Source organism: Microvirga subterranea, assembly GCF_003350535.1.
Taxonomy (GTDB): domain Bacteria; phylum Pseudomonadota; class Alphaproteobacteria; order Rhizobiales; family Beijerinckiaceae; genus Microvirga; species Microvirga subterranea.
In genome coordinates this window covers 182,919-208,934 of the sequence record NZ_QQBB01000001.1, presented here as the reverse complement: position 1 = coordinate 208,934, position 26,016 = coordinate 182,919, and the positions used below count along the sequence as shown (strand labels likewise).

Annotated in this window: 22 protein-coding genes; 12 read left to right on the top strand and 10 right to left on the bottom strand. The window is 66.3% G+C overall.

The features are described 5' to 3' along the window. Nucleotides 1-2: 2 nt before the first annotated feature. From DES45_RS00925 to crtI, 6 genes are all read right to left on the bottom strand, one after another. Nucleotides 3-1,112 carry a glycosyltransferase family 2 protein gene (locus DES45_RS00925; RefSeq protein WP_114768100.1) on the bottom strand — a complete coding sequence of 370 codons (1,110 nt, stop codon included), beginning with the start codon at nucleotides 1,110-1,112 and terminating at the stop codon, nucleotides 3-5. Next, entirely contained in the window at nucleotides 1,109-1,849 is a 741-nt protein-coding gene (locus DES45_RS00920) for a lysophospholipid acyltransferase family protein (RefSeq protein WP_114768787.1), read from the bottom strand. Before DES45_RS00920 ends, DES45_RS00925 begins: the two co-directional genes overlap by 4 nt. 95 nt (nucleotides 1,850-1,944) lie before the next feature. Further along, nucleotides 1,945-3,480 (bottom strand): phytoene desaturase family protein, encoded by a 1,536-nt coding sequence (locus DES45_RS00915; protein WP_114768099.1) that lies wholly within the window; start codon nucleotides 3,478-3,480, stop codon nucleotides 1,945-1,947. A gap of 109 nt (nucleotides 3,481-3,589) precedes the next feature. After that, nucleotides 3,590-4,672 (bottom strand): SAM-dependent methyltransferase, encoded by a 1,083-nt coding sequence (locus DES45_RS00910; RefSeq protein ID WP_170151345.1) that lies wholly within the window; start codon nucleotides 4,670-4,672, stop codon nucleotides 3,590-3,592. Nucleotides 4,673-4,679: 7 nt separating this feature from the next. Next, on the bottom strand, nucleotides 4,680-5,084 hold the full coding sequence (locus tag DES45_RS00905) for a DUF2141 domain-containing protein (protein ID WP_114768097.1): 405 nt from the start codon (nucleotides 5,082-5,084) through the stop codon (nucleotides 4,680-4,682). 13 nt (nucleotides 5,085-5,097) lie between these two features. Continuing rightward, nucleotides 5,098-6,648, bottom strand: coding sequence for a phytoene desaturase family protein (crtI, locus tag DES45_RS00900; protein WP_114768096.1), 1,551 nt, complete (start codon nucleotides 6,646-6,648; stop codon nucleotides 5,098-5,100). Between the two features lie 305 nt (nucleotides 6,649-6,953). On the opposite strand from crtI, the gene DES45_RS00895 reads away from it, so the two are divergent. The 7 genes from DES45_RS00895 (at nucleotide 6,954) to DES45_RS00865 (ending at nucleotide 13,411) form a co-directional block, all read left to right on the top strand. Further along, entirely contained in the window at nucleotides 6,954-7,367 is a 414-nt protein-coding gene (locus tag DES45_RS00895) for a septal ring lytic transglycosylase RlpA family protein (protein ID WP_114768095.1), read from the top strand. A 78-nt stretch (nucleotides 7,368-7,445) separates the two neighbouring features. Continuing rightward, entirely contained in the window at nucleotides 7,446-7,802 is a 357-nt protein-coding gene (locus tag DES45_RS00890; RefSeq protein ID WP_114768094.1) for a hypothetical protein, read from the top strand. 117 nt (nucleotides 7,803-7,919) lie between these two features. Then, entirely contained in the window at nucleotides 7,920-8,225 is a 306-nt protein-coding gene (locus tag DES45_RS00885) for a hypothetical protein (protein WP_114768093.1), read from the top strand. Between the two features lie 55 nt (nucleotides 8,226-8,280). Then, nucleotides 8,281-8,592, top strand: coding sequence for a polyhydroxyalkanoic acid system family protein (locus DES45_RS00880; RefSeq protein ID WP_114768092.1), 312 nt, complete (start codon nucleotides 8,281-8,283; stop codon nucleotides 8,590-8,592). A gap of 209 nt (nucleotides 8,593-8,801) precedes the next feature. Continuing rightward, nucleotides 8,802-10,004 (top strand): glycosyltransferase, encoded by a 1,203-nt coding sequence (locus DES45_RS00875; RefSeq protein ID WP_245429680.1) that lies wholly within the window; start codon nucleotides 8,802-8,804, stop codon nucleotides 10,002-10,004. A 4-nt stretch (nucleotides 10,005-10,008) separates the two neighbouring features. Beyond that, nucleotides 10,009-11,163, top strand: coding sequence for a UDP-galactopyranose mutase (glf, locus tag DES45_RS00870; RefSeq protein WP_114768090.1), 1,155 nt, complete (start codon nucleotides 10,009-10,011; stop codon nucleotides 11,161-11,163). Between the two features lie 73 nt (nucleotides 11,164-11,236). Further along, a complete protein-coding gene (locus tag DES45_RS00865) occupies nucleotides 11,237-13,411 on the top strand; it encodes a family 1 glycosylhydrolase (protein ID WP_114768089.1) in 2,175 nt (724 codons plus the stop codon). A gap of 79 nt (nucleotides 13,412-13,490) precedes the next feature. Here the strand turns inward: DES45_RS00865 and DES45_RS00860 are convergent, their stop codons facing one another. Further along, entirely contained in the window at nucleotides 13,491-16,241 is a 2,751-nt protein-coding gene (locus DES45_RS00860) for a glycoside hydrolase family 2 protein (RefSeq protein WP_114768088.1), read from the bottom strand. Between the two features lie 354 nt (nucleotides 16,242-16,595). On the opposite strand from DES45_RS00860, the gene DES45_RS00855 reads away from it, so the two are divergent. From DES45_RS00855 to DES45_RS00835, 5 genes are all read left to right on the top strand, one after another. Continuing rightward, complete coding sequence (locus DES45_RS00855) at nucleotides 16,596-16,889, top strand: hypothetical protein (protein ID WP_114768087.1); 294 nt, start codon at nucleotides 16,596-16,598, stop codon at nucleotides 16,887-16,889. Between the two features lie 153 nt (nucleotides 16,890-17,042). Then, nucleotides 17,043-19,610, top strand: a complete 2,568-nt coding sequence (locus tag DES45_RS00850) for a DUF3772 domain-containing protein (protein ID WP_245429679.1) — start codon at nucleotides 17,043-17,045, stop codon at nucleotides 19,608-19,610. Further along, nucleotides 19,607-20,104 carry a CAP domain-containing protein gene (locus DES45_RS00845; RefSeq protein ID WP_114768085.1) on the top strand — a complete coding sequence of 166 codons (498 nt, stop codon included), beginning with the start codon at nucleotides 19,607-19,609 and terminating at the stop codon, nucleotides 20,102-20,104. Before DES45_RS00850 ends, DES45_RS00845 begins: the two co-directional genes overlap by 4 nt. A gap of 114 nt (nucleotides 20,105-20,218) precedes the next feature. Then, complete coding sequence (locus DES45_RS00840) at nucleotides 20,219-22,027, top strand: glucan ABC transporter ATP-binding protein/ permease (RefSeq protein ID WP_114768084.1); 1,809 nt, start codon at nucleotides 20,219-20,221, stop codon at nucleotides 22,025-22,027. 22 nt (nucleotides 22,028-22,049) lie between these two features. Continuing rightward, the gene (locus tag DES45_RS00835) at nucleotides 22,050-22,979 is read left to right on the top strand and encodes an alpha/beta fold hydrolase (RefSeq protein WP_114768083.1); all 930 of its coding nucleotides are present in this window, start codon (nucleotides 22,050-22,052) and stop codon (nucleotides 22,977-22,979) included. Here the strand turns inward: DES45_RS00835 and DES45_RS00830 are convergent. Genes DES45_RS00830 through DES45_RS00820 form a run of 3 tightly spaced genes read right to left on the bottom strand, consistent with a single transcriptional unit; the run spans nucleotide 22,909 to nucleotide 26,007 of the window. Next, nucleotides 22,909-24,240, bottom strand: a complete 1,332-nt coding sequence (locus tag DES45_RS00830; RefSeq protein WP_114768082.1) for an HlyC/CorC family transporter — start codon at nucleotides 24,238-24,240, stop codon at nucleotides 22,909-22,911. The genes DES45_RS00835 and DES45_RS00830 overlap by 71 nt on opposite strands. Beyond that, nucleotides 24,237-25,364, bottom strand: coding sequence for a 3-dehydroquinate synthase (gene aroB, locus DES45_RS00825; protein WP_114768081.1), 1,128 nt, complete (start codon nucleotides 25,362-25,364; stop codon nucleotides 24,237-24,239). The genes DES45_RS00830 and aroB overlap by 4 nt, the downstream gene beginning before the upstream one ends. Then, nucleotides 25,357-26,007, bottom strand: coding sequence for a shikimate kinase (locus DES45_RS00820; RefSeq protein WP_114768080.1), 651 nt, complete (start codon nucleotides 26,005-26,007; stop codon nucleotides 25,357-25,359). The genes aroB and DES45_RS00820 overlap by 8 nt, the downstream gene beginning before the upstream one ends. Nucleotides 26,008-26,016 lie beyond the last annotated feature (9 nt).

Sequence of the window (26,016 nt, the reverse complement as noted above, 5' to 3'; positions counted from 1 at the left end):
CATCACCCTACCGGATAGAGCCGGCCCTTCCATCCGGCCCGTCGGGCCGTACCGATCCCCAGGAGGACGCTCCATTGGATCGCGAGGCCGACCAGGATGGTGAAAGGATGCAGCGGAATGGACAACGGATTCTCGCGCGTCGACACGGTCACGATGGCGCGAGTGGACAGTGAGAGGAAGGCAGCGAGAAGGATCGGGACCGTCGGCACGAACGGGAGAAGCGCAAAGGGCAGCACATGCCCGCCGAGCAGCAGGATGGTCCAGATCGGAAGCCCCACCGGCGTCGCCATGCCCTCGTGGGCGTTCTTGGCAAATCCCACCCAAGCTTCGCCGAAGCTCCCGTACATGCGGCAGGAGGCGAGCCGCTCGCCCGGCACGAGGTCGGTCATGAAGCCTTTGCGCCGGAAGAGCCGGGCGAGCTGGATGCCGTCATGGATCAGGGCGCGGATCGACCCATGGCCGCCCGTCTCCCGATAGGCCTCGGCTTCGACCAGGATAAGCTGGCCGCAAGCCGCGCCAAGGCCCGGATCCCGTGACAGGCGCATGAACCCCATGGGCAGGTAGCCGAGGAGCAGAACATTGATCGTCGGCACGATCAGCATCTCGCCGAGCGTGGTCATGACCTGCCGCGGGACCGCGCTCACCAGCTTCGCGTCGCTCGCCTGCGCGTGGCCTGCCAGCGCTGCCGCCGCCTGAGGCGCAAGCCGCACATCGGCATCGGTGAACAGGAAATGCGTGCCGCGGGCGGCCTGCGCGAGATGATGGCAGGCATGGACCTTCCCGGTCCAGCCGTCCTCCAGCGGCGGCGCGGTGAGCAGCCTCACGCGTGGATCGCGGGCCGCGTAGGTGCGCACGATTTCGGCGGTTGAGTCCGTCGAGCCGTCGTCCATCACGATGATCTCGACCGGGACGCCCATGCTCGCAAGAGCGCAGTCGAGGGCCGCACCGATGTTCGCCGCCTCGTTGCGGGCCGGGATCAGGATGGAGACGAGCGTTTCACCGTCCGGATGGCGCCGTTGCGTCGAGCGCAGGACCGCGAGATTCATCAGGGCGAGGATTGCCGGGAAGGCCGCGAGGGCCAGAAGGACGAGGCCGATGATCGTCACCGTCATGTCCGCTGACCCTCATGGGAGGGATCGAACCGGCGTCCCCGCATGGCGGCCATCGCCCGGCGCCATCCGTCGTAGACGCCGCCGACGCCGGAGCGTCCCTCGATCACGGTTCGGAAGAGGCCGGGCTCGCGGCTCCGGACATCGGCGCTCAGCCGATCGAGAGCCGTGGCGAGATTCCGCTCGAGCAGGCCCAGCCGCTCCGGGCGCGTGCTGTCGAGCAGCGTGCGGCCGGCGATCGGTGAGCCGAACCCGATGAAGGCCTCGGCGCCGCGCTCGACCCAGAACCCGTATTCAATCGCCAGCGGAACGATCGTGCAGTCCGGCGCGAGCTCCGCGAGGCGAGCGATCCCGGGTTTCAGGCCGAGCGGTCGCTCGCGCACGTCGCTGAACCGGCCCTGCGCGGTGATCCAGAGCGCCCGCTTCGGCGAAGCCAGGATCTCGCGGCTCGAGGCCAGGAAGGCGGCTGCGCCGCGGGGCGTGTCGAGATCGACTCCGAAGGCGCCGATGCGGCCGAACACGCCGTATTGCTTGAGCATCGCAGCGTCTATCGGCGCATAGCTTTCATAGGCCGGGAAGAACCGGTCGGCCGCGAGGATGTAGACGGCCGCGTCCCACCAGGCCGGATGATTGGAATAGACGATGAGAGGACCGCCCGGAACGGACGGCGGCATACCCCAATGCGCAATCCGCAGGGCGTTCATGTGGCGGGTGAAGTAGCGCTCGAAATAGGACAGCATGAAGCGATGGATCAGGGCGGAGCGGCGCGCGACGGGGGATGCTCCCGCGTGCACCCGAGGCACGTGACGTGCGGCGGCTCTGCCCTGTTCCTGCATCAGGACACTTTCCGCATGTTCTCGCCGCGCGCGTCCTGATCCAGAGCGTCGGCTGCGATCCAACCCGACATCATCACCATCGGCATGCCGGGTCCCGGATGGGCGGCGCCGCCGGCGAGATAGAGGCCGCGCACCTGGCGACTGCGGTTGCCCGGCTTGAAGGCGCCCATGAACTTGCCGTGGCTCGCGAGCCCGTAGATGGCGCCGTTCAGCACCTTGTAGCGGTCGTGGATGTCCTGGGGCGTGAGATGCCGCTCGACGACGATGCGGCTCTCGATGTCCTCCATGCCGGCCGTGCGTTTCAGCTTGTCGATGATGACCTGCCGGTAGGCGGGGAACATCTGCGACCAGTCGTGGTGCGGGCGCAGATAGGGCGTGTGCACGAGGACGTAGAGGGCCTCGCCGCCCTCGGGCGCGACGCTCGGGTCCGTCGACGAGGGCGCCGCGATGTAGCAGGTCGGGTCCGGCGCTGGCTCGCCTTTCCGGTAGATGAAGTCGAACTCCTCTTCCGGGTCGCGGGAGAACACGAAGTCGTGATGGAGGAGATGGTCGTAGCGCCTGTTGAGGCCGAGATAGAGCACGACGCCCGAGCAGGCCGGCTCGAAGTCCTTCTTGGCGTAGTGCTCGCCCACCTCGCCGCCGACGAGCTCCTGGTAGGTGCGGATCGAGTCCATGTTGGAGATGACGTTGTCGTAGCTCGCCACCTCGCCATTGGACGTCACGAGGCCGGTTATGGCGCCGTTCTCGATCCTGAGGGAGCGCACGTCGCTTTCCGGCCGGAAGGTCGCGCCGAGCTCGGTGGCGAGCTTCATCAGCGCCTCGGCCACCGCGCGGGTGCCGCCCATGGGGTACCAGACGCCGTCCGCCGCCTGCATGTGCGCGATGGCGCAGAGCACGGCCGGCGATCCGTAGGGCGACGACCCCACATACTGGGTGAAGTGGTCGAGCATCTGCGCGAGCCGGTCGTCCTTCACCTTCGAGCGGATCGTGCCCGCCACGGACGAGCCCATGCGCAGGGACAGGACGTCCCTCAAGGTCGCAGGGTTCATATTGGCGCGGATGTTGATCGTGTCGAAGAGATCCTCGACCGGCTTCCAGAAGAAGAAGCGGTTCGAGATGTGGTGCAGGTTCTCGGACAATTCCTGGAAGCGCCGGTAGCCGTCGCCGGCTTTCTTGCCTGGGGCGAAGCGGTCCATGGCGTCCGCCATGGCGTCGACGTTCTCCAGGAGGTCGATGCGCGTGCCGTCGTCGAAGAAGCAGCGCCATTGCGGATCGAGCCGCACGAGGTCGAGATAGTCGGACAGGTTGCGCCCCGCCTCGGCGAAGATGCGTTCGAGGACGCGCGGGACGGTGAGGATCGTCGGTCCCATGTCGAAGCGGAAGCCGTCCTCGTGCAGCACGGCGGCCTTGCCGCCGAGCCACGGGTTCTTATCGTAGAGGGTCACCCGATGGCCGCGTGCCGCCGCCACGCAGGCCGCCGCCAATCCCCCCAAACCTCCGCCGATGACGGCGACCGAAGTCTCTTGAGCGCTCACGGACGTCCTCCACGGATGCGACCAGCCTGACGACGTCCGCGCATTTTGCAAGTCCCCTGATGCATGGCGTGAATTCCTCGATTTGGTTGTAGGAGAGGCATGGTCCAGTTCAAGCGGAAGTCCCCGCGATCGGGCGGCGGGCGCAGATCATGCGCATGGAGCGGGCGCCCGGCGCCCTGATGACCGGGTCGAACCCTGCGGCCTGCAGCCGTTTTCGCATTTCGTCCATACCCCTCGTGTTGCCGCCCCACAGCAGGTTCTTGAGACGGCTGACGGCGGCCGCGACCCCGGGCCCGTCGCGGGTCAGGACCGCGGTCAGAAGCCAGCCTCCCGGACGCAGGGCGCGGAAGATCCGGTTCACCGTCTCCTCCATGATCGCGTCCGGCAGGAACATCTGCGGCAGGAAGGCGAGATCGAAGCATTCACGATCATCCAGGTGCTCGACCCGCTGGCGGCGTAGCGCGATGCGATCCTCCAGGCCCGCATCCCGGATGCGCTCGTCGCCGATGGCGGCCGGAGCGGGCGCCGGCTCGAGGGCGACCGCCGTCAGATGGGGGAAGGCCCTGCACAGGGCGATGCTCAGGCCGGCCGCGCCGGCCCCGACATCCAGAAGCGCGGCATCGGGCGCGTCGAGGTGGGCCGCGAGGCCCGGCAGGAATTTCAGCTTCGGGACGGCCTGACGGGCCCACAGGGCCGTCAGGGAGCCCTGGGCCTCGATGATTTCCCGATCCGTGTGGGTCCAGCCCTCGAGGTCCAATCCGCCCCCTGCAGCGCGGGTGCGGAAGTCCTCCGCCTGCAGGAGCGGGGCGCGCAGGGCGGCCCGGAAAGCCCTTGCGCCTTCGAGGGTCGTGTAGGGCAGGAGGGCAGGAGCCGCGCGGATGCGGCCGTCCTCCCGGACGACGAGGCCGAAGCTCTCCAGAATCTCCACGAGGCTCCGGGCGAGCGGCGGCGGCATGGAGAGCCGGACGGCGATGTCCTCCAGACTTCGCGCCTCCGCGAGCAGCCCTACAAGGCCGCTCTCGGCGCAGGCCGAGAGGGCATTGGCCGACCAGACCGCTTCGTCGGCCTGATCGAAGATCCGGAGCACGTCGTCCGGATGGCGGCATAGGCGCGGCCTGCCGTGAATCCCGCCGAAGCGAAGCCCGATGCGGTCTCCGCCATGGGACAGGAGGGCATAGGCGTGCCACAGCATGGTGCGCCTAGCGGATTGGAATGACGATCGTCGTGGTGGGCTCGTGCACCACGATCCGGGCTCCCTCGAAGCTCGGCGGGCCGCGCCGGCCGACATCGTTCGAGAACCCGTAAGGCTCGCTCGGCAGGCCGATGAAGTTGCGGTCGAGCTTTCCGTTCCCGTTGCGGTCGTGGAACACCGCGATGGAGTAAGCGCCGGGCTTCACGTTCCTCAGGCGCATCTCGACCGTGCCGGGGCGCGCGGCGGCGCGATCCTTGTACGGACAGGTCGCCTCGTCGAAGCTCGTGTCGCAGATGCCGGCATAGATCATGTTGTCCGAGGACTGAACGCCCTCGGCCCTGATGATCAGGGTTGCCGCGTGAGCAGGCACCGATGCGAGGAGGGCCAGTCCCGCGAGACGGAGGCGCTTCATGACTGGGTCCTTCTCAGGTGGTGGCTTCGCCGACGGGGGACATGGCCGGCTTGCGCTCGCGGCGGCCGGCGCGGAGGCGCTCCCGGTCTTCCAGCAGCAGGCGGGTCGTGATGCGCGCTCCCTCGTAGATCACCGGCAGGCCGCTGCCGGGATGCGTGCCGCCGCCGACGAGGTAGACGTTGCGGCCGAAGCGGTTGTGCGGACGGAAGTAGAGCATCTGCGTGAGGTTGTGCGCGAGGTTGAAGGTCGCGCCCTCGAAGACCGCGAACTCGTCCTGCCAGTGCCGAGGCGTCACCATGCGTTCGAAGCGGATGCGGCTTTCGATATCGCCAAGACCAAACTGCTTTAGGCGATCGAGCACGAGCCTGCGGTAGCGCGGCGCTTCGCGCGTCCAGTCGATCTTGCAACGCAGGTTCGGCACCGGCACCAGAACGTAGAGGCTCGTGTGGCCGGCCGGCGCCAGGGACGGATCGGTCGCACCCGCGTGCTGCACGTAGACCGAGGGCTCCTCGGACAGGACGCCTTCCGTGATTTCCCGGATGTTGCGCTCATAATCGCGCGCCAGGAAGATCGTGTGATGGGCGAGATCCCCGACATCGCCCTCGATGCCGAGATAGAGCATGAAGGTCGAGCACGAGAGCTTGGCGCCATCGAGCTTGCGGTCGCGCCAGCGGGGGCGCATGGCTTCGGGAACGAGGCGACGCATGGCGTGGCCGAAATCCCCGTTCACCACCACCGAGCCTGCCGCGAAGCGCTCGCCCCCGGCCTCGACCCCGACCGCTTCGCCGTTCTCGTAGAGGATGCGATCCACCGGCGTGTTCAGGCGGATGTCGACGCCCATCTTGCGTGCGACGGCCGCCATCGCCTCGGACACGGCGCCGCAACCGCCGATCGGGTGGTAGACACCGTGCTCATATTCTAGGAACGACAGGATCGTGAACAGGCTCGGGCACTGGAAGGGCGACATGCCCAGGTACTTCGTCTGGAACGAGAAGGCGAGCCGGACCCGTGGGTCGGCGAAGTAGCGCCGCAGGTCGCCGTCCACGCTCGAGAAGGGGCGCAGCTTCGGCAGGGCCGCCAGCATCGCCGGAGACACCAGGTCCGCCGGGCTCGAAAAGGCCTGCTCGAGCACGGGCCGGAAGGATTCGAGCTTGGCCCGGTTATCGTCGAGGAAGCGCCCGACGTTCTTCGCGTCTCCGGGCGCGATACGACCGATCTCCTGCTCGAGACGAGGGAGATCCGCCGTGGCCCGGATCTCGCCGCCGCCCTCGAACACGAGATGGTACTGAGGGTCGAGCCGCTCGAGTGCGACGTGATCCTCCAGCCGCTCGCCGCAGGCCTCGAAGATGTCCTTCAGGACGCGCGGGTAGAGGAAGAAGGTCGGGCCGATGTCGAATTTGTAGCCGCCCGGTGCGGTGATCGTACGGGTCCGTCCGCCGACCGCGGCCTCCTGCTCGAAGATCGTGACCGGAATGCCCTCCCTCGCCAGAAGCATGGCGGCTGCCAAGCCGCCCGGTCCCGCGCCGACGATCGCGACCCCTGATGACGCTGATGGATGAGACATGAAATGGCGGCCCCTTGTGCAGCTTCGGACGGTCCGAACCCGCTGCCTGGTCTGAATTAGATCAGTCTCGCCCGACGACCAGAGCCGTATGTTCTCCGAGCGACTCGGAAGAAAATATTCTGACCGAACGGAACAAACTTGGCCGTAGGCTATTATCGTACAAGCTTGGCAATAAACCCGCCATAAATGTAAGACTATCCGGTTGGCGAAAAAGTATATGAAATAAGGAGAAAATCGGTCCGCCTTATTCTTGCCTTGTTATCAGGCAGCTTGACTGACAAGCACAAGACAAGGGGAGAACATCCTTGAACAAGATCCTCACCCGGGCATCACTTGTGGTGCCTATTCTGTTCGTTGCTGCCTGTAACACTACATCGGACCCAACGGAAACCGGTTCCATCTCACAGAATAGCCTCGCAGCGGGCAAAGAACTTCAGCGGGGGACGGCATCCTGGTACGGGCCGGGCTTCCATGGCCGGCGCACTGCGAGCGGGGAGCGGTTCGACTCGTCCGACATGACGGCGGCGCATCGCTCCCTGCCGTTCGGAACGAAGCTGCGGGTCGTCAACGAGGCCAACGGGCGTTCCGTCGTGGTCCGGGTGAATGACCGCGGTCCTTTCGCGCACCGGCGCATCATCGACCTCGCCAAGGGCCCGGCCCAGGCGCTGGGCCTGACCTCGACCGGGACGGCTTACGTGTCCCTGCACCAGCTCGACTAGGAAATAAAGTCAGGGTTAGGCGCTTCTTAATCCCTTGCCGCGATCCTTGGCCTGATTCGGGACCAAGGGTTGCGTATTATGGAATCGAGATCGTCTGAAGCGGCGAACGTCATCCGCTTTCCGGGAGCACGCTCGTCGGCTTCGCCGCGCCGCGATCAGCGGAGCCTCATGGATGCGGTCTATGCCGCAGGCTCGCTGCCGATCCCGGCGGAGGACAGAGCCACGAAGGTCATGGCGACCCGGCTCACCATTTTCGGCTTCGTGGTGATCGACGAGATCCAGGCCGACGGCACGGCTCGCCGCCTGCGGCCGTCCGAGGCGATCCATGCCTCCACGGCGCGCCCTTGGCGCATTTCCAAGCCCACCAGCCGTTACATGGTCGACGACAGCCTGCCGGCATCGGATCGCGACCTGTTCGCCGTCCAGCACGCCTGAGGAACGGTCGCGCCAGGCCGTCCGCTCGATAGGGGCGGCGCTGTGCCTCTCGCCGTTGCGGCATGCTGCGCTAGAACCCTAGCAGAAGGGACGTCTGTCCCGGGCTGGGCGAACATCATGCATCTGGTTCAAATCCTTCTGCCTCTGTCGGACAATGCCGGACGCCGCTTCGACGGCGCAGCCTATGGGCGCGTCCGCACCGAACTCTCCGAGCGGTTCGGCGGCATCACCAGCTTCACCCGGGCGCCCGCGGAAGGCGTGTGGAAGGAGGGCGGGCACACATCCCACGACGACATCGTCGTCTTCGAGGTCATGGCCCGGGAAATCGACCAGGGCTGGTGGGAAAACTATCGGGCTGAGCTCGAGCGCCGTTTCCGGCAGGAGACCATCGTGGTCCGGGCCATCAAGGTCGAGATGCTCTGATGCGGAACCTGAACCGCATCGCCTCGCTTGTTCCGGCAAGAAGCGGAAGGTGCTGATGTCGAAACCCCTTGTCGTGTCCATCCCCCACAACCTCGGAAAAGCAGAGGCCTTGCGCCGGCTGCAGGGCGGCGTGACGCGCCTCAAGTCCCAGTTCGGCGACAAGGTCGCTGCGGTGGACGAGACCTGGACCGGAGACCGGATGGATTTCCGCGTCGGCGCTATGGGACAGACCGTCAACGGCCATCTCGAAGTGTTCGAAGAACAGGTGCGGGTCGAGGTGCAATTGCCGTGGCTTTTGGCGATGGTTGCCGAAAAGGCAAAGAACTTCATCCAGAAGCAGGGCACATTGATGCTGGAAAAGAAGTGATCAAGCCTATTGGCGATGAACAAACGTTCAAGAACTTGAGCGCAGATGGAACCAAATTGCATCCTCTGCGTTGAATAGTCGATTGCGACCGCGACCCTTCGCCGGTCCGATTCATGAAACTAATCAAATTCATCGCCCCGGACCGTGGTTTTCCGTCCGATCGTGACAACACATCTGTACCTGAGGATCGCGCTATGCATGAGCGTTTGATGACGCAGTCGCATGCCCTACGTTCGCCCTTCAAAGGCGACTCTAAGAAGCCTCTCCTCGTCTGTTTCTCCCATTTGCGATGGGATTTCGTCTGGCAGCGCCCGCAGCATCTCCTGAGCCGTGCAGCAAACCACTACGACGTCCTCGTGATCGAGGAGCCGATCTTCAAGCCGGGCATCAGCGCGCACATGGATGTGAGCGATCGGCCGCAGGGCGTTACGATCGCGGTGCCGATGCTGCCCGAGGGGCTTTCTCATGAGGACGTCATCGCCGAGCAGCACGACCTCATCGAGGCGCTGATCGGCCGTGAGGCGCTCTCGCCGCGCGTCTTCTGGTACTACACGCCGATGGCGCTCGCCTTCACGAGCGATCTTGAATGCGATATGTGCATCTACGACAATATGGACGAGCTTTCGCTCTTCCGCGGTGCATCGCAGGAGCTTCTCGATCTTGAGGCGAGCCTGTTCGGGCGTGCGGATCTCGTCTTCACCGGCGGCATGAGCCTCTACGAGGCCAAGCGCAACCGTCATCACAGCGTGCACGCCTTTCCGTCATCCATCGAGTTCGCGCATTTCTCGAAGGCCCGCGGCGTGAAGCAGGATCCGCAGGATCAGGCCCATATTCCCTTCCCGCGTCTCGGCTTCTTCGGCGTCATCGACGAGCGGATGGACGTGGACCTCGTCGGCCAGGCGGCCGATCTGCGCCCCGACTGGCAGTTCGTGATGATCGGGCCGGTGGTGAAGATCGATCCGGCGACGCTGCCGCAGCGGCCCAACATCCACTGGCTCGGCGGCAAGTCCTACAACGAGCTGCCGCAGTACCTGTCGGGATGGACCATCGGCTTCATGCCGTTCGCCCTCAACGAGGCCACGAAGTTCATCAGCCCGACGAAGACTCCCGAGTTCCTGGCGGCCGGCGTGCCCGTCATCTCGACCCCCATCACCGACGTGGTGCGGCCTTACGGGGAAAAGGGGCTCGTGGAAATTGCCCGGACCGCCCAGGATGTCGTCGAGAAGGCAGAGTTCATACTGTCGCGGCCGAAGGAGAACTGGCTCGCCAAGGTCGATCGCTACCTGGCGCAAGGGTCCTGGGACAAGACCTGGGCATCCATGCACAAGCTTATGCTGGATGTGACCGGCGATGCCGCCACGGATCGTCCCGCGTCGGCTCTGCCGATCTACGCCACCACCCCTGCGGAGTAACCGAATGTACGACTGGATGATTGTCGGCGCTGGCTTTGCGGGCAGCGTGCTCGCGGAGCGTCTGGCGAGCGAGCGCAACGAACGCGTCCTTCTGATCGACAGGCGGCCGCATATCGGCGGCAACGCCTATGACCGCTACGACGACGAGGGGCTGCTGATCCACCAATACGGCCCTCACATCTTCCACACCAACTCGAAGCAGATCTTCGACCATCTCTCCCGCTTCACCGAATGGCGCTTCTATGAGCACCGGGTCCTGGCGGAGGTGGACGGCATGCAGGTGCCGATCCCGATCAACCTCGACACCGTCAACAAGCTCTACGGCCTCAACCTCACTTCCGAGGAGCTGCAGGACTGGTTTGCAGCACGGGCCGAGAAGGTCGGGGAGATCAAGACCTCCGAGGACGTGGTGGTCTCGACCGTCGGGCGCGAGCTCTACGAGAAGTTCTTCCGTGGCTACACCCGCAAGCAATGGGGCCTCGACCCGTCGGAGCTCGACAAGTCGGTCACGTCGCGCGTGCCCACCCGCACGAACCGGGACGACCGCTACTTCACGGACGAGTTCCAGTTCATGCCCAAGCATGGCTACACGCGCATGTTCGAGAAGATGGTGAGCCATCCGAACATTCACGTGATGACGCAGACCGACTACGAGGACGTGAGGCACGTGGTGCCGCATCGACGTGTGATCTATACGGGTCCGATCGACGAGTATTTCGATTTCCGGTTCGGGAAGCTGCCGTACCGGTCCCTGCGCTTCGAGCACGTCACGCTCGAAAAGCCCTGGCATCAGCCTGTCGGCGTGGTGAACTACCCGCAGACGAACGACTACACGCGCGTCACCGAGTACAAGCATCTCACCGGTCAGGAGCACGTAAAGACCGCCCTGACCTACGAGTATCCCTCCGCCGAAGGCGATCCCTACTACCCGATCCCGAAGCCGGAGAACCAGGAGCTGTTCAAGAAGTACGAGCGCCTGGCTCTGTCGACTCCGGACGTCTGGTTCGTGGGTCGGCTGGCGACCTATCGCTACTACAACATGGACCAGATCGTCGGTCAGGCCCTTGCCACGTTCCGGCGGATCAATGAGGCGCTTCCCCAGGGAGCCGATACGGCGGACGTCAAAGTCATGCCCTCATCGGCCGCTCTGGCTTCATAATTGAAAAAAGTATCGAACAAATCCGCGCTAAGTACAGTTCTCGTAAGTCTGTTGACATAGCACGGGGTTGGGAATGAATCATCCGCTTGAGCTTTGGGGGGGACTGGAATGTACGGTCGCCAGAATCGGCGACGACTTCCGGGACCAAAGCTTGGAAACGGGACACCGCGACCGGATCGAGGATCTCGACCGGATCGCGGATCTCGGGATCCGAACCCTCCGCTATCCGATCCTGTGGGAGACGATCTCTCCCGTATCCCCGGACGAGGCGGATTTCTCCTGGCATGACGAGCGTGTCGCCCGGATGCAGCAACTCGGCATCCGGGCCATCGCTGGCCTCTGTCACCATGGCAGCGGCCCAGGCTATACCGATATGCTCGATCCGGCTTGGCCGGAGCTGCTCGCCCGCCATGCGCGGAACGTGGCCGAGCGCTATCCGCATCTCGACCTCTACACTCCGGTCAACGAACCTCTGACCACCGCCCGCTTCTCGGGGCTCTACGGCCATTGGTATCCTCACGGGACCGGTTACGGCCCGTTTCTCACTGCCTTGGTCAACGAGTGCAAGGCGACGGTCCTGGCCATGCGCGCGATCCGGCGCATCCGGCCGGATGCGCAGCTCGTCCAGACGGACGACATGGGCAAAACGTTCTCGACGCCGGCGCTCGCCTATCAAGCCGAGCACGAGAACCAGCGCCGGTGGCTCACCTTTGATCTCCTGTGCGGGATGGTCGACCGCCATCATCCCTGGTGGCGCATCCTCCGCGACCACGGCGTCAGCGAGGACAACCTCAATCTCTTCCTCGAGGCCGATGCGGCGCCGGACATCATCGGCATCAACCACTACCTGACCAGCGAGCGGTATCTCGACCAGAACCTCAACCGCTATCCGGAACACCACTGGGGCGGCAACGGCCGTGACCGCTACGCGGATGCGGAGGCGGTCCGCATGCCGCTGCCGGCTGCCGAGCTTGGGCCGGTCGCCCGCCTTCGGGAGACCTGGGAGCGCTACCGGCGGCCCGTCGCCGTCACGGAAGCCCACCATGGCTGCACGCGCGACGAGCAGCTGCGCTGGCTCGTCGAGATCTGGAACGGCGCGAACCAGCTGCGGAACGAAGGGGCCGACATCCGCGCCGTCACGGTGTGGTCCCTGTTCGGGACCGTGGACTGGAACACGCTTCTCACACAGCGCAACGGCATCTACGAACCCGGGCCCTACGACGTCCGCGGGCCGGAGCCGCGGCGCACTGCGCTCGCCCAGGCGGCGGAGGCGCTCGCGAAGCAGGGAGCTTACGATCATCCGGTTCTCGACCGGGCCGGCTGGTGGAAGCGCGACATCCGTTTCTATCGTCCGCCGGCCAGGCGTTCCAACGCCTGCCGCCTCGTCGGTTCGCCGCGGCAGCTCCTCATCACCGGGGCGACCGGAACCCTGGGGCGCGCCTTCTCGCGCATCTGCGACATCCGTGGCCTCGATCACGTTCTCCTGTCGCGTCACGATATGGATATCTGCGACCCCACTATCGTGAGAGAGGTGATTGCCTGCGAGAAGCCATGGGCCGTCGTCAATGCGGCCGGCTATGTCCGCCCCGCGCAGGCCGAGGAGGAGCCTGAGCGCTGCTTCCGGGAGAATGCCGTCGGCGCGGAGAATCTTGCGCGTATCTGCGCGGAGTTCGGCATTCCGCTGGTGGCGTTCTCGTCCGACCTCGTCTTCGACGGCACTCTCGACAGACCCTACACCGAAGGCGACGACGTGAGTCCCTCAGGGGTCTACGGAGCCAGCAAGGTCGAGGCCGAGCGCCGTGTCCTGTCCGCTCATGACGGGGCCCTGGTGGTCCGTACCAGCGCCTTCTTCGGGCCGTGGGACAGATACAATTTCGTCTGGAACGTGCTGAATACCCTGTCGAGAGGCGACATCGTCGACGCCCGCGCCGACCTCGTCTCGCCGACTTACGTGCCGGACCTGGTGCACGAGGTGCTCAATCTTCTGATCGACGGCGCGACGGGGCTCTGGCACCTGGCCAATACGGGAGCGGTCTCCTGGTACGATTTCGCCAGGATGGCGGCGGAGCGGGCGGGCTACGATCCGGATCTCGTCACGCAAAACGACGAGGGCGGCATCGTCAACACGGCGCTCGACAGCGAGCGCGGTCTTCTCCTGCCGTCCTTCGACAGCGCGTTCGACCGCTTCTTCAACGACAGCGAGATCAGCTGGTCGGCCGAGGACACGCTTAGCGTGGCGGCCGAGTAGGTTCACCCCGGATCATAAGCGAAGGGCGGCGAGGTTTTCCTCGCCGCCCTTTTTTGTCTTGCTCGTGCCGACGGCAAGGTCAGGCTGCGGCTTCCGCAGCCCTCACGGCCTCTTCCAGACGCGAGGCGCGGGATTCCACCGCAAGCTCGACGAGGCTGTCGAGCAGCATCGTGGCGGTCGGATCGGCCATCGGCTCATCCCGGAAGAGCCGGAAGGTCGAGGCGACGAGGCGGCCGCGCCCATAGGAGCGTTCGACGCCCAGCGCCACCGGCTTGTGGATCCAGCCGACCACGAGGCCTGCGAACACGCGGGCCTGGAAGTCGAGCAGGTTGCAGTTCGCAATAACGTGCTCGGGCAGGACGCGGTCCATGGTCTCGTCGAGCAGCGGACCGCTCGGGAAGCGCGCAAAGTTGTTGGTGCGCCTCAGCCACGCGAAGGACGAGGCCCAGTCGCCTGCCCAGAGGGTGCCCGAGCGGCTCTGCACGCGCACGGCCTGCCAGTGCGGGAAGAACGGGTAAAGGCTCATCTCGCCCTCTGCCAGGAGCAGAAGATTGGCGCCTTGGCGCACCCGGTCGGCGATCGCCTTGTCGTGGTTCTGCGCCACGATCAGCGTCGCCTCCTCGAGGCCTCTCGCCTGGGTATAGCCCAGAGCCGAGAGGCGCTCGCGGATGTCCTCGTCCGGCGACCAGACCATCTGGCGCGCATGCGCGGGCCTGCCCCGCTTCGGATGGATGGCGACGTCCACGTGATTGTGGGCGATCAGGCGTCCGTCCGGGGCGCGCAGGTCGAAATTGATCCGGCGCTGGGCAGACTCGTCGAGCTCCGGCATCTTCAGCTCGATCCGCCCGAGATCGAGCACGAACGGGGCCTCGATCCGCGGCAGGGACAACGTCTGCGTCTCGTTGCAGAGCGAGATCTCGAGGCGGCAATCCTCCAGGACCGGCCCGGCACCGTGCGCCACTGAGAGCTGCAGACCGGCCGTCTCGCCGGCCCAGTACGACACGCGCTCCCATTTGGGCACGATCACCGTGTCCGAATTGATGATGTGGAAGAGCTCGTGGAACACGCGCGGATTGCGTCGCATGTCGAGGAGGCCGTTCGACTCCCAGTGGCAGTCGTGCAGCTCCGTGATCACGTAGCCGGCCAGGTTCGGCTTCCGGCGCATCGCCTCGATCTCGTATTTCAGCGCGCGGAACTGTTGCCACTGCGCGGCGATCACGAAGCGGCGCAGGTCGCCGAACACCCGGTCCAGGCTCCAGTCCGAGAAGCGGTTCTCGACCCCGTGGGCGTACATCACGCCCTCGCCCCAGTCGTGTCCCGTCTCGAACCACCAGGGCTCCTCGCCCTTCGCGTCGCGCAGATCCTTCGGATAAGGCAGGCCCCAATTGCCGAACTCCGAGCACATCAGCGGCTCGCGGCCGGTGATCACCGCGTCGCCATGCGGCGAGTAGAGCCAGGACGAGCGTGCGGACAATTCGTCGACGAAGCGGTCCCACGCGTCGCGATGGTCCGGAATGGCGGCGTAGAAGTGATAGTCCGCAATGTCCGTCTCAACGTGAAAGCTCGGCGCCAGCGGCGAGTTGTCGACCACGAGCCGGGTCGGATCATAGGCCTTCAGCCACGCGAAGGTCCGCTTCAGCCACTCGCGGTGGTCGGAGTCGTTGACGAGGTCGACGCCCCAGTTCTCGTTGATGATCGTCCAGATGATGATCGACGGATGGTTGCAGTCGCGGTCGACGATGCCCTTGAGGAGCTTTTCCTTGCGGCCGCGCGAGCGGTCGGTGGTCATCCCGCCGTTCGGCAGCTCGGTCCAGATCAGCATGCCCATCCGGTCGGCCACCTCGTAGTAGCGCGGATCGGCCGCCTTGATGTGGCAGCGCAGGCAGTTGAGGCCGAGTTCCTTGGCCTTGCGGAACTGGTCTTCCAGGAACTCCACCGACGGCACGGTGCAGATCGTGTCAGGGTAGTAGTCCTGGTCGAGCGCGGCGCGCAGGTAGAGCGGCTCGCCGTTCAGGTAGAACGCGCCGTTGCGGGTCTCGATGGTGCGGAAGCCGAAATGGTCTCCGATCTCGTCCTTCACTTCGCCGTCGCGGATGAGTTCCAGGCGGATGCGGTAGAGGTTCGGCTGGTCCGGCGACCAGGATTGCACGTCGGCGACCGTGAACTCGAACGGCATGCTGGTCACGCCGACCTGCGTTTCATGGATCTCGTCGAGCACCACCTCGCCGGACGGGTCGCGCACCTCGATGCGGATCTGCGTCGCAGCCGTGAGGGGTCGCGCGAAGAACACGCCCGACGTGACGACGCCGGTGTCCCGCTTAGGCACGAGGCGGACCCGGTTCATATGGTCCGAGATGCGCCGCTCGAGGAACACCGACTGCCAGATGCCCGAGAGCGGGCCGTACCAGCTCTGCTTACCGAAGGGGATCTCGGCGAAGGGCGAATCCGGGAACTCGGCGGGATTGTCAGTGGGCGAATCGACCCGCACCTTGATCTCGTTGGCTCCGGCCTTGAGATAGGAGGTGACGTCGAACGAGAAGGGCAGGAAGCCGCCCTCGTTCGTCCCGACCTGCTCGCCGTTGATGAACACGCGCGAATTGTGGAAGACCGCTCCGAAGCGCAGCCATATGCTGTCGTGGAGCCACTCCTCGGCGATCTCGATGGTCCGCCGGTAGATGCCGATGCCCGCCCGCATGCGCAGATCCGAGAACTGCGCCTGCCATGGGCTGGGAACGGTGATCTGGCGAACTTCTGCTGGCCCCGATAGACGGTCGTCCGCGACATGCAAAAATTCCCATGTCCCGTCCAGACTGATGCGATTGTCTTGCATGACAACTCCTTGAATCAGGGATTACCCAAGGGCGTGCAAAAAGGCGAAAACATGGCTGAACGCCATGGATAACGCACTGATGCCGAGGCTGCATCATCGCGCCGCGCCTGCCCCTGACGGATCGTTCGAACCATCGGCCGCTCGTCCCTGAACATCGTTTATGAGACCCGTTTTGCAACAACGGCCAAGAGCGGGGTTGGATCCAGAAGCTAGGCGCGCCGACGGCGAATTATCGGCGGGACCGGTCCGGGATCGTTCCGCACGGCGGCAGGAACCCGCCTTCCGGTCTGGCGTTGCCCTCACACAGCCGAGCCTCGAGGCTCGTTCACTCCAGCACTTTTCATGAGGCCCACGATGGCAAAACTCATTCCCGACGATCGCTCCCGGCAGGGGCCGTCCGGTCGCCCGGTTCTCGGCGTTCTCATCGGGGCTCTCGCCCTGCTTGCGGTCGCCATTGCGGGTTACATGATCTGGGTCGGCGCGACCTCGCCCGATAGCCCAAGCCAGAATGCCTCGCGGGAGGCGGTGACGGGATCCCCGTCCGGCTCCTCCAACCCGACCGACCGGACGTCGCCGGCCAATCCGGCCTATCCGGTGCCGGCCGATCCCTCGGCCACGGGCACCACGACGAACGCTCCGAAGCAGTAAGTCCCTCGATCCAACGGTTTACCTAAGGACAGGCCGGGAAGGATGTTGTTCATCCCTCCCGGCTTTTTCTTGCCTTGCGTCCGGCGGGCGGCGAGTTTTCGCCTCATTGATTCGCATAACCGGCCCTCGACGAACGGCAACAAGGCGGATGGGATGACGAATACTGGCATGCGGCGGCTCCTCGGAGCCGTCTTGGTCTCGGTCGGCATGGCGGCGGGCGGATGGGCGCTCGCGCAGCAGAACCCGGCTCCCGCTCCGGCGCAGCCATCGGCCCAGGCGCAGCCGCAGACGCCCCCGTCGCCTCCCCAGGCCGCCGCACCGGCGCCGGCGCCCGCCGAGGCTCCGCCGCCACCGTTGTCTGCGGACACGAAGGCCGCCCGGGCGAAGCTCGACGGCTACAAGGCCGATCTCGACCAGAAGGAGCGGGCGCTCGAAGGCCGTGTCCTGCCCGATGCGGATCTCCAGAATCTCCGGCAGCAGATCGAGCCGATCATCGCCGACATCCGCGCCGTCATCGACGAGCAGGCCCCGAAGCTCGAAGCCAGCAAGGCGCGTCTCAGCCAGCTGGGCCCGAAACCCAAGGACGGGCAGCCGGAGGAAAGCGCCGACGTGGCCCGGGACCGGGCGGAGCGCGAAGCGGCCGTCGCCGAGTTCGACGAGACGCAGCGCCTCGGCCGCGCCCGGCTCGTTCAGGCCGAGCAGCTGATCGCCAAGATCAGCGATCAGCGCCGGAGCGGCTTCACCCGGGCCCTTTTTGCGCGCACGGAGGGGCTTCTCAGCCCGGACCTGTGGCTCGATGCTCTCCAGGCCATTCCACGGGAGCTGCGCGCGCAGCGCACCACCCTGTCCGACACGCTCAGTCAGCTGGAGCGCAACACGACGCTCGGCGTCCTGCTCGTGCTCGGCCTCGCGATCGGCATCGGCATCGCGCTCTATGTGGGCCGGCGCTCGCTGGCGCCCCGTGTGGTGCGCCGTGATCCGGCGCTGACCGATCCGGCCCGCCGCAGCCGGCTCCTTGCGGCCCTCGGAGTGCTCCTCCTCGGGGCGGTTCCGGCCATCGCCGGCAGCTGGATCGTCTGGATCGCGTTCGATTCCTCCAACATCTTCCCGTCCCGGCTGGAGCTGGTGGTGGGGGCGCTCCTGCGCGGCATCGCCTTCATCGCCTTCGTGCGGGCTCTGATCGACGCCATCCTGGCCCCGGACCACGCCTCATGGCGGCTCATCTCCGTCTCGAACGCCTCCGCCGACCGCATCATGAATTTCTCCGTCACGCTGGCGACCATCATGGTGGCCGGCAAGGTGCTGGAGTCGTTCAACCAGGCGATCGCCGCGGCCCTGCCGATCACGGTCATCACCCGCGCGGTCTTTGCCCTAGTGTCGGCCCTCCTCTTCGCCGAGCTGCTCCGCCGTTTCGCCGCTAGGGCGACCCAGGAGGAGGCCTGCCTCGGGCCCTACGTGGCGCCGGAGGTGGATATCGGCGGCCCGATCCGCACGGTCGGTTGGCTTGCGGTCGCGATCGTCGTCGGCAGCGTGCTCGGCGGCTACGTGGCGCTCGCCTCCTTCATGGTCGATCAGGCCGTGTGGATCTCCATCATCATCGCCCTCCTGATCCTCACGATCGCCCTGGCGGACGAGTTCATCGGCGGGTCCTTGCGCGGGCCGAGCCGGCTCGCCACGACCCTTCAGGCCAATACGGGCCTGCGCCGCCGCTCCCTGGAGCAGATCGGCGTGCTGGCGAGCGGCGTTGCGCGCCTGTGCCTCATCATCATGGCGATCCTGCTGGTGCTGGCACCCTGGGGCATCGAATCGACCGACCTCATGGGGTCGCTGCGCGCCATCTTCTTCGGGTTCACGGTCGGCGACGTCACGATCTCCCTGTCGTCGATCCTGATCGCGGCCCTGCTCTTCACGGCCGGGTTTACCCTGACAAGGGTAATCCAGCGCTGGCTCGACAACACCTTCCTGCCGGCGACCGAGCTGGATGCGGGCCTGCGCAACTCGATTCGCACGGCCGCCGGCTATGTGGGTATCATCTCGGCCGCGGTGATCGCCTTCACCTATCTGGGCCTGAGCCTGGAGCGGGTCACCATCGTGGCCGGCGCCCTGTCGGTCGGTATCGGTTTCGGCCTTCAGTCAATCGTCAACAACTTCATCTCCGGCCTCATCCTGCTCTGGGAACGGCCGATCCGCGTGGGCGACCTCGTGGTGGTGGGCGACGGTGAGGGCTATGTGCGACGGATCAACGTGCGCTCGACCGAGATCCAGACCGGCGACCGCTCGACCCTCATCGTGCCGAACTCGAACCTGATCTCCGGCATCGTCCGCAACCGGGTCCGCAACGACCGGGTCGGCCGCGTGCTGGTCTCGATCCCGGTGCCCCGCGCCACCGATCCGGATCAGGTGGCGGAGATCATGCGCAAGGCGGCGCTGGCGCACCGTGAGGTCATGAGCGAGCCGACGCCCCGGGTGTTCTTCAAGAAGGCCACCGAGAACACGATCGATTTCGACCTCGTCTGCTTCGTCGACGACATCGACGCGGCGGGCCGCGTGTCGAGCGATCTCTATTTCGAGATCTTCCGGAAGCTGCGGAAGATCGGAGCTCCGCCGCCGGAACCGGCCTCCTCCGCGAGGGAACCCGAAGAGGCGGCCGAGAAGCCGGCTCCGGCGGAGCAGGGTGAGGACGAAGCCTTAACCCTTCTCAAGGATAAATCGCCGGCATGAAACATCATGCCCTCCTTGTGCTTCCGGCGCTCGCGCTGGCCGCGTGCCAAAGCGAGTCCCGCCGTCCCGCGGTCAGCCAGACCCCGAGCTTCTACCTCTCCATGGCGAGCGCCGACGCGGTCGTGGACTCGGCTGCGGCGCGCGACATGGTCAGCGTCTACCGGCGCAACAAGGGATTGGGGCCGCTCGCGATCGACCCCGACCTGCAGGCGGCCGCGGAAGCCGAGGCGAAGGCCATGGCGGCCGCCGACCGGCCGAGCTCCGCCGATGCCTTCAAGGCGCGTCTGGCCTCGGCCGGGTTCAAGGCGCCGGCCGCCAATGTGTCGGCCGGCTACCACACGGTGGCGGAAGCCTTTTCCGGCTGGCGGGAGAGCCCTCAGCACAACCAGGTGCTCCTCGATTCCCGGGCGACCCGGATTGGGATCGCGACGGCCTACCGGCCGAACTCGAAATACAAGGTCTACTGGGTGCTGGCGGTCGCGGCGGACCGCTGAGGCGCCCTTGACGTCATCGCCGACCTCATGGACCGGGCCCGCGGCATCGGGCGCGGCTGAACGGAACCCGAGCTGCGCCGTTATTCCGTATATCGTCTCGAGGCAAGCGTCCCCATGTGGCTGATCCGTCTCTATGCCCGCGTTCTGGGCCAGCTCGGTTCCGATCTTCGCGTCGGGGCCATCCTGGCGGTCGCCAACGTGGCGCTCGCCATCTCGGCCTTCGCCGAGCCGATCCTTTTCGGGCGCATCATCGACGTTCTGACCCGGGCGCAGATCCCCGGGGCGCCGCCGATCACCTTCGGGACCCTGACGCCCCTGATCGTCGCCTGGATCGCCTTCGGGTTCTTCTCGATCGGAGCCGGCGCCCTCGTGGCGCTTCACGCCGACAGGCTCGCCCACCGCCGCCGGCTGGCGGTGGTGGCCAATTACTTCGAGCACGTGCTCGAGCTGCCGCTCGCGTTCCACACCTCGACCCATTCGGGCCGCGTCCTGAAGGTGATGCTCGAAGGGTCGAACGGCATGTCCTGGCTTTGGCTGGGCTTCTTCCGCGAGCACATGGCGGCCCTGGTGGCCCTCGTGGTGCTGCTGCCGCTGACCGTTTTTCTCAACTGGCGCCTGGGCCTGCTGCTCGTGGCGCTCGTCATCGTTTTCACGATCCTGACCACCATCGTGCTGCGCAAGACCGAGAGCCTGCAGGGCTCGGTGGAGCGCTATCACTCGAATCTGGCGGAGCACGCCTCCGACGCCCTCGGCAACGTGCCGGTGATCCAGTCCTTCACCCGCGTGGAGGCGGAGACGCGCTCGTTGCGCATCATCATCAACCAGCTCCTCCAGGCGCAGAACCCGGTCCTGTCCTGGTGGGCGCTTGCCTCGGTGGCGTCCCGCGCCTCGGCCACCATCACGGTCACGGCAATCTTTCTCGTCGGCACGTGGCTCCACCTCAGCGGGCTCGCCACCATCGGCGAGGTGGTGATGTTCATGAGCATGGCCACCATGCTAATCGGGCGGCTGGAGCAGGCCGTGAGCTTCATCAACCAGCTCTTCATGCAGGCGCCGAAGATGCGGGAATTCTTCGAGATCCTCGATACGGCGCCGGCCGTCCACGACAAGCCCAACGCCAAGAACGTCGAGCGCTTCGCCGGCTCCGTCGCGTTCGAGAACGTCAGCTTCTCCTATGACGGCAAGCGCTCCGCCGTGCAGGACGTGACCTTCACGGTGCGTCCCGGCGAGAACGTGGCGCTCGTCGGCTCCACCGGCTCCGGCAAGTCCACCACCCTGGGGCTGCTGCACCGCGCCTTCGACCCGCAATCGGGCTGCATCCGCATCGACAGCGACGACATCCGCGACGTGACGCTCTCGTCGCTACGCCGCAACATCGGCGTCGTGTTCCAGGAGCCGATGCTGTTCGCACGCTCGATCCGGGAGAACCTCCAGGTCGGACGGCCCGACGCCACGGACGAGGAGATGATCCAGGCGCTCGAACGCGCCCAAGCGATCGAGTTCATCACCCGGCAGGCGGACGGGCTCGACACGGTCATCGGCGAGCGCGGGCGTTCCCTCTCCGGCGGCGAACGCCAGCGCCTTTCCGTCGCCCGCGCGCTTCTCAAGAACCCGCCAATCCTGATCCTCGACGAGGCGACGAGCGCGCTCGACGCTGCGACGGAACAGAAGCTCCAGAAGGCTCTCGACGAGGTCATGCAGGGCCGCACGACCTTCGTGATCGCCCACCGGCTCGCGACGATCCGCAACGCCGACCGCATCCTCGTGTTCGACCAGGGCCGCATCATCGAGACCGGCACCTTCGACGAGCTCGTGGCGCGGGGCGGCCGTTTCGCGGAGCTCGCGAAGGCGCAGTTCATGGCGTCGGAGGAGAAGCCCAAACGGGTCCGTAAGCCCACACTGGTGCCTGCCGAGCAGGCCTGAACCCCGTCCCGCGAGGTGACCGATGGCCAAGGCGTCCCAGAAACTGTCGATCCCCGGCTGGTCGGGATCCGCGAGCGCATCGCAGCGCAAGGTGAACGGCGTCCTGATCCACTATGTCGAAGCCGGCGATGAGGAAGCCCCCCTCGTCATCCTCCTGCACGGCTTTCCGGACTTCTGGTGGGGCTGGCGCCACCAGATCGGCCCGCTGGCGGATGCGGGCTTTCGCGTCGTCGCGCCGGACCAGCGCGGCTACAACCTCAGTGCCAAGCCCCTCGGATCCCGCGCCTACGATCTCGACGTCCTAGCCACGGACGTCCTGGCATTGGCCGAGGCCCTCGGGTCGACGCGGACCCGTCTCGTCGGGCACGATTTCGGCGGGCTCGTCGCCTGGCAGGCCGCGAGCCGCAACCCGGAGCGGGTGGAGCGGCTCGGCATCATCAATGCGCCCCACCCCGAAGTGGTCGGCGCCTACATGCTCCGTCACCCGACCCAGATGATGCGCAGCCTCTATGCCGGCTTCTTCCAGCTGCCCTTCATGCCGGAGGCGGTTCTGTCGGCTGCCGATTATACGGTGATGCGGCAGGCCCTGACCGGGAGCAGCCAGCAGAACGTCTTCTCGCCGGATGATCTGGAGCGCTACCGGCAGGCCTGGGCGGAGCCGGGAGCCCTGACGGCCATGCTCAACTGGTACCGGGCTCTTCCCCTCAGGTCGCAGCTCGACGACCCGCGCGTGCATGTCCCCGCGCTCGTCATCTGGGGGCTGCGCGACCGCTTCCTCGAGAAGGGGCTGGCGGACGAGAGCCTGTCGCTCTGCGACGAGGGTCAGTTCCTCGGGTTCGACCGCGCCTCCCACTGGGTGCAGCTCGAGGAGGCGCCGGCCGTCAACGCGGCGCTCGCCGCTTTCCTGAAAGCTGAGCCTCATCCAGCTTCCGGGCGATCGCCAGCGGCGTGATCCTGAGCGCCGTGATCCGGTTGCGCGACTTGCGCAGCACCTGGAACCGGAAGCCGTGGAAGGTGAAGATCTGGCCCGTGTCGGGAATGGCCTGCGCCTCATGGATCACGAGGCCCGCAATGGTGGTGGCCTCCTCGTCGGGCAGGTTCCAGTCCATGGCCCGGTTGAGATCGCGGATCGGCACCGATCCGTCCACGTTCACCGACCCGTTCGGCTGCGGACGAACGCCCTGCACCGACAGGTCGTGCTCGTCCTTGATGTCGCCGACGATCTCCTCGAGGATATCCTCGAGGGTCACGAGGCCCATCACCTCGCCGTACTCGTCGACCACGAGGGCGAAGTGGGTCTTCTTGGCGAGGAACGCCTTCAGCTGGTCGCGGAGCGAGGTCGTGTCCGGCACGAACCAGGTTTCCAGCGCGATGGCCTCGACCTTCAGGGCGCTGGCGTCGCCGCCGACCGCGTCGAGCGCGCGCAGCAGGTCCTTGGCGTGCAGGACGCCGACGATGTTCTCCTGGCTGCCGCGCCAGAGCGGCATGCGCGTATAGGGCGAGGACAGGACCTCGCGCACGATCTCCTCCGACGAGAGGTCGGCGTTGATGGTGCGCATCTTGGTGCGATGGACCATCACCTCGGAGACGGTCAGGTCTTCGAGGTCGAGGAGGCCGCCGAGCATATCGCGCTCGATCTTGGCGACGCCGCCTTCCTTGTGAAGGAGGTCGAGCTGGCCGCGGATCTCCTCCGAGGCCGAGAGGATCGGGGTGTTCTCGCCGATGCGGATGCCGAAGGGCAGCAGCATGAGGCGCACGAGCCGCTCGATGGCGAGCGCTAGCGGCCCGATGACGGCCACGACCCAGGTCATCGGCCGCGACATGGCGAGCGACACCGTATCGGGAGACGAGATCGCGATCGTCTTCGGCATCACCTCCGCGAAGATGATGACGAGCACCGACATGATGATGGTGGCGTAGAGCGCGCCTCCGTCGCCGAACAGGGCCACGAGCACGCTGGTGGCGAAGGCCGAGACGCCGATATTGACGATGTTGTTGCCGATCAGGACCGTGCCGATGAAGCGCTCGCGCATCTGGAGCAGGCGGTTCACCAGCTTTGCGCGGGTGTCGCCGCCCTTTTCCAGGACCAGCATGCGGGAGCGGGATGCGCCCGTGAACGCCGTCTCGCTGGCCGAGAAGAAGGCAGACAGGAGCAGGCAGAAGACCACCACGAGAGCGGCAAACCAGAGATCGGCGGAGGAATCTTCAATCATGGTCGTGACGGGGTGATCTCATCCTGCAGGAAGGCGCGGACGCGGTCGACCGGGACGTCGCGGGCGATGAAGCTCTGCCCGATGCCGCGGACCAGGATGAAGGTGAGGGCGCCGCCCTTCACCTTCTTGTCCTGCGCCATGGCTTCAAGAATGTCGTCGACGGTTCCGTACCCGCCGGGAACCTGGCTCAGGCGTGTCGGAAGGCCCACAGCGGCAAGATGCGCCTCGACCCGGCGGGCATCCGCCTCGTCGCACAGGCCCAGCGCCGCCGAGAAGCGGAAGGCCTGGGCGAGCCCTATGGCGACGCCCTCCCCATGAACGAGGCGCGCGGAGTCGTAGCGGGTGATGCGCTCCAGCGCATGGCCGAAGGTATGGCCGAGATTGAGCAGCGCCCGGTCCCCGTCCTCCCGCTCGTCGCGGACTACGACGGCCGCCTTGGACCGGCAGCTCTGCGCCACGGCCTCGTCCCGCTCGGGGCCGCCGGCGAAGACGCCACGCCAGTTCTTCTCGCACCAGTCGAAGAAGGCCGGATCGTCGATCAGGCCGTATTTCACCACCTCGGCATAGCCGGCGCGCATCTCGCGAAGGGGCAGGCTGTCCAGCAGCCCCGTGTCGGCGAGGACAAGGCTCGGCTGGTGGAACGCCCCGACGAGGTTCTTGCCGTGGCGGGAATTGATGCCCGTCTTGCCGCCAACGGAAGAGTCGACCTGCGACAGGAGGGTGGTGGGGATCTGGACGAAGCGCACGCCCCGGCGCACGACCGCCGCCGCGAAGCCGGCGAGGTCGCCGACGACGCCGCCGCCCAGGGCCACCACGAGATCACCCCGCTCGATCTTCGCCGCGAGAACCGCGTCGCAGACCCGTTCGAGGGAGGCGTAGGATTTCGTCGCCTCGCCCGGCGGCAGGGCGATGGTGGCGGTGCGCAGCCCGTTCTGCTCGAGGGAGGCCGCGAGCGCGGCAGCGTAGAGGGGACCGACGTTCTCGTCCGTCACGATGGCGGCCGCGCGGGCGCCGAGCGCCGCGATGCGTCGTCCCGCCTCGCCCAGGAGGCCACGCCCGACATGGATGTCGTAGGCCCTGTCGCCGAGAGGCACCGGAACCGTGATGGCGGATGCCTCAGGCATTCTGGCCGCTGCGCCGTTCAATGGGGGATCTCCCGTCTTTGTCGAGCCACTCGGAGAGGGCCTTGATGATCTCGGCCACGACCCGGTCGTGGGGCCCCTCGTGGGACTCCACCGTCAGGTTGGCCTGGGCATAGACCGGATGGCGCTTGTCCATGAGCTGGCGCATGGTGCCCTCCGGATCCGGGTTCTGGAGCAGGGGGCGGGTGGCGCGCTTGCGCACACGGCGCATCAGCACGTCGAGATCGGCCCGGAGCCAGATCGAGATGCCGTTCTCGGCGACCCGGACGCGGGTCTCCTCGTTCATGAAGGCGCCGCCGCCGGTGGCGAGCACCATCGGCCCCTCCTGCAGGAGCCGGGCGATCACGCGCCGCTCGCCGTCCCGGAAATGCGCCTCGCCGTGGATCGCGAAAATGTCCGGGATCGACATCCCGGCCGCAGCCTCGATCTCGTTGTCGGCGTCGCGGAACGGCAGGCCGAGTTTCTGCGCAAGCCTGCGGCCCACGGTACTTTTCCCGGCGCCCATGAGGCCGACGAGCACGATGGATCGCACGCCGAGCCGGCGGCTGATCGGATGGCCGCCACGGCTTCCTGTGTCCTGCCCGCCGTCTTCATCGAGCGAATTGAAGCGGCTGATATTGTTCATGCGTCAGTC

What these genes read in the sequence shown, in the direction of transcription:
- DES45_RS00880 (WP_114768092.1), top strand. Translation starts at nt 8,281, where the DNA reads ATGTCGAAACCCCTTGTCGTGTCCATCCCCCACAACCTCGGAAAAGCA.
- DES45_RS00830 (WP_114768082.1), bottom strand. Translation starts at nt 24,240, where the DNA reads ATGATTGAAGATTCCTCCGCCGATCTCTGGTTTGCCGCTCTCGTGGTG.
- DES45_RS00820 (WP_114768080.1), bottom strand. Translation starts at nt 26,007, where the DNA reads ATGAACAATATCAGCCGCTTCAATTCGCTCGATGAAGACGGCGGGCAG.
- crtI (WP_114768096.1), bottom strand. Translation starts at nt 6,648, where the DNA reads ATGTCTCATCCATCAGCGTCATCAGGGGTCGCGATCGTCGGCGCGGGA.
- DES45_RS00920 (WP_114768787.1), bottom strand. Translation starts at nt 1,849, where the DNA reads ATGCTGTCCTATTTCGAGCGCTACTTCACCCGCCACATGAACGCCCTG.
- DES45_RS00850 (WP_245429679.1), top strand. Translation starts at nt 17,043, where the DNA reads ATGACGAATACTGGCATGCGGCGGCTCCTCGGAGCCGTCTTGGTCTCG.
- DES45_RS00860 (WP_114768088.1), bottom strand. Translation starts at nt 16,241, where the DNA reads ATGCAAGACAATCGCATCAGTCTGGACGGGACATGGGAATTTTTGCAT.
- glf (WP_114768090.1), top strand. Translation starts at nt 10,009, where the DNA reads ATGTACGACTGGATGATTGTCGGCGCTGGCTTTGCGGGCAGCGTGCTC.
- DES45_RS00905 (WP_114768097.1), bottom strand. Translation starts at nt 5,084, where the DNA reads ATGAAGCGCCTCCGTCTCGCGGGACTGGCCCTCCTCGCATCGGTGCCT.
- DES45_RS00885 (WP_114768093.1), top strand. Translation starts at nt 7,920, where the DNA reads ATGCATCTGGTTCAAATCCTTCTGCCTCTGTCGGACAATGCCGGACGC.
- DES45_RS00840 (WP_114768084.1), top strand. Translation starts at nt 20,219, where the DNA reads ATGTGGCTGATCCGTCTCTATGCCCGCGTTCTGGGCCAGCTCGGTTCC.
- DES45_RS00925 (WP_114768100.1), bottom strand. Translation starts at nt 1,112, where the DNA reads ATGACGGTGACGATCATCGGCCTCGTCCTTCTGGCCCTCGCGGCCTTC.
- aroB (WP_114768081.1), bottom strand. Translation starts at nt 25,364, where the DNA reads ATGCCTGAGGCATCCGCCATCACGGTTCCGGTGCCTCTCGGCGACAGG.
- DES45_RS00845 (WP_114768085.1), top strand. Translation starts at nt 19,607, where the DNA reads ATGAAACATCATGCCCTCCTTGTGCTTCCGGCGCTCGCGCTGGCCGCG.
- DES45_RS00865 (WP_114768089.1), top strand. Translation starts at nt 11,237, where the DNA reads ATGAATCATCCGCTTGAGCTTTGGGGGGGACTGGAATGTACGGTCGCC.
- DES45_RS00890 (WP_114768094.1), top strand. Translation starts at nt 7,446, where the DNA reads ATGGAATCGAGATCGTCTGAAGCGGCGAACGTCATCCGCTTTCCGGGA.
- DES45_RS00875 (WP_245429680.1), top strand. Translation starts at nt 8,802, where the DNA reads ATGACGCAGTCGCATGCCCTACGTTCGCCCTTCAAAGGCGACTCTAAG.
- DES45_RS00835 (WP_114768083.1), top strand. Translation starts at nt 22,050, where the DNA reads ATGGCCAAGGCGTCCCAGAAACTGTCGATCCCCGGCTGGTCGGGATCC.
- DES45_RS00910 (WP_170151345.1), bottom strand. Translation starts at nt 4,672, where the DNA reads ATGCTGTGGCACGCCTATGCCCTCCTGTCCCATGGCGGAGACCGCATC.
- DES45_RS00855 (WP_114768087.1), top strand. Translation starts at nt 16,596, where the DNA reads ATGGCAAAACTCATTCCCGACGATCGCTCCCGGCAGGGGCCGTCCGGT.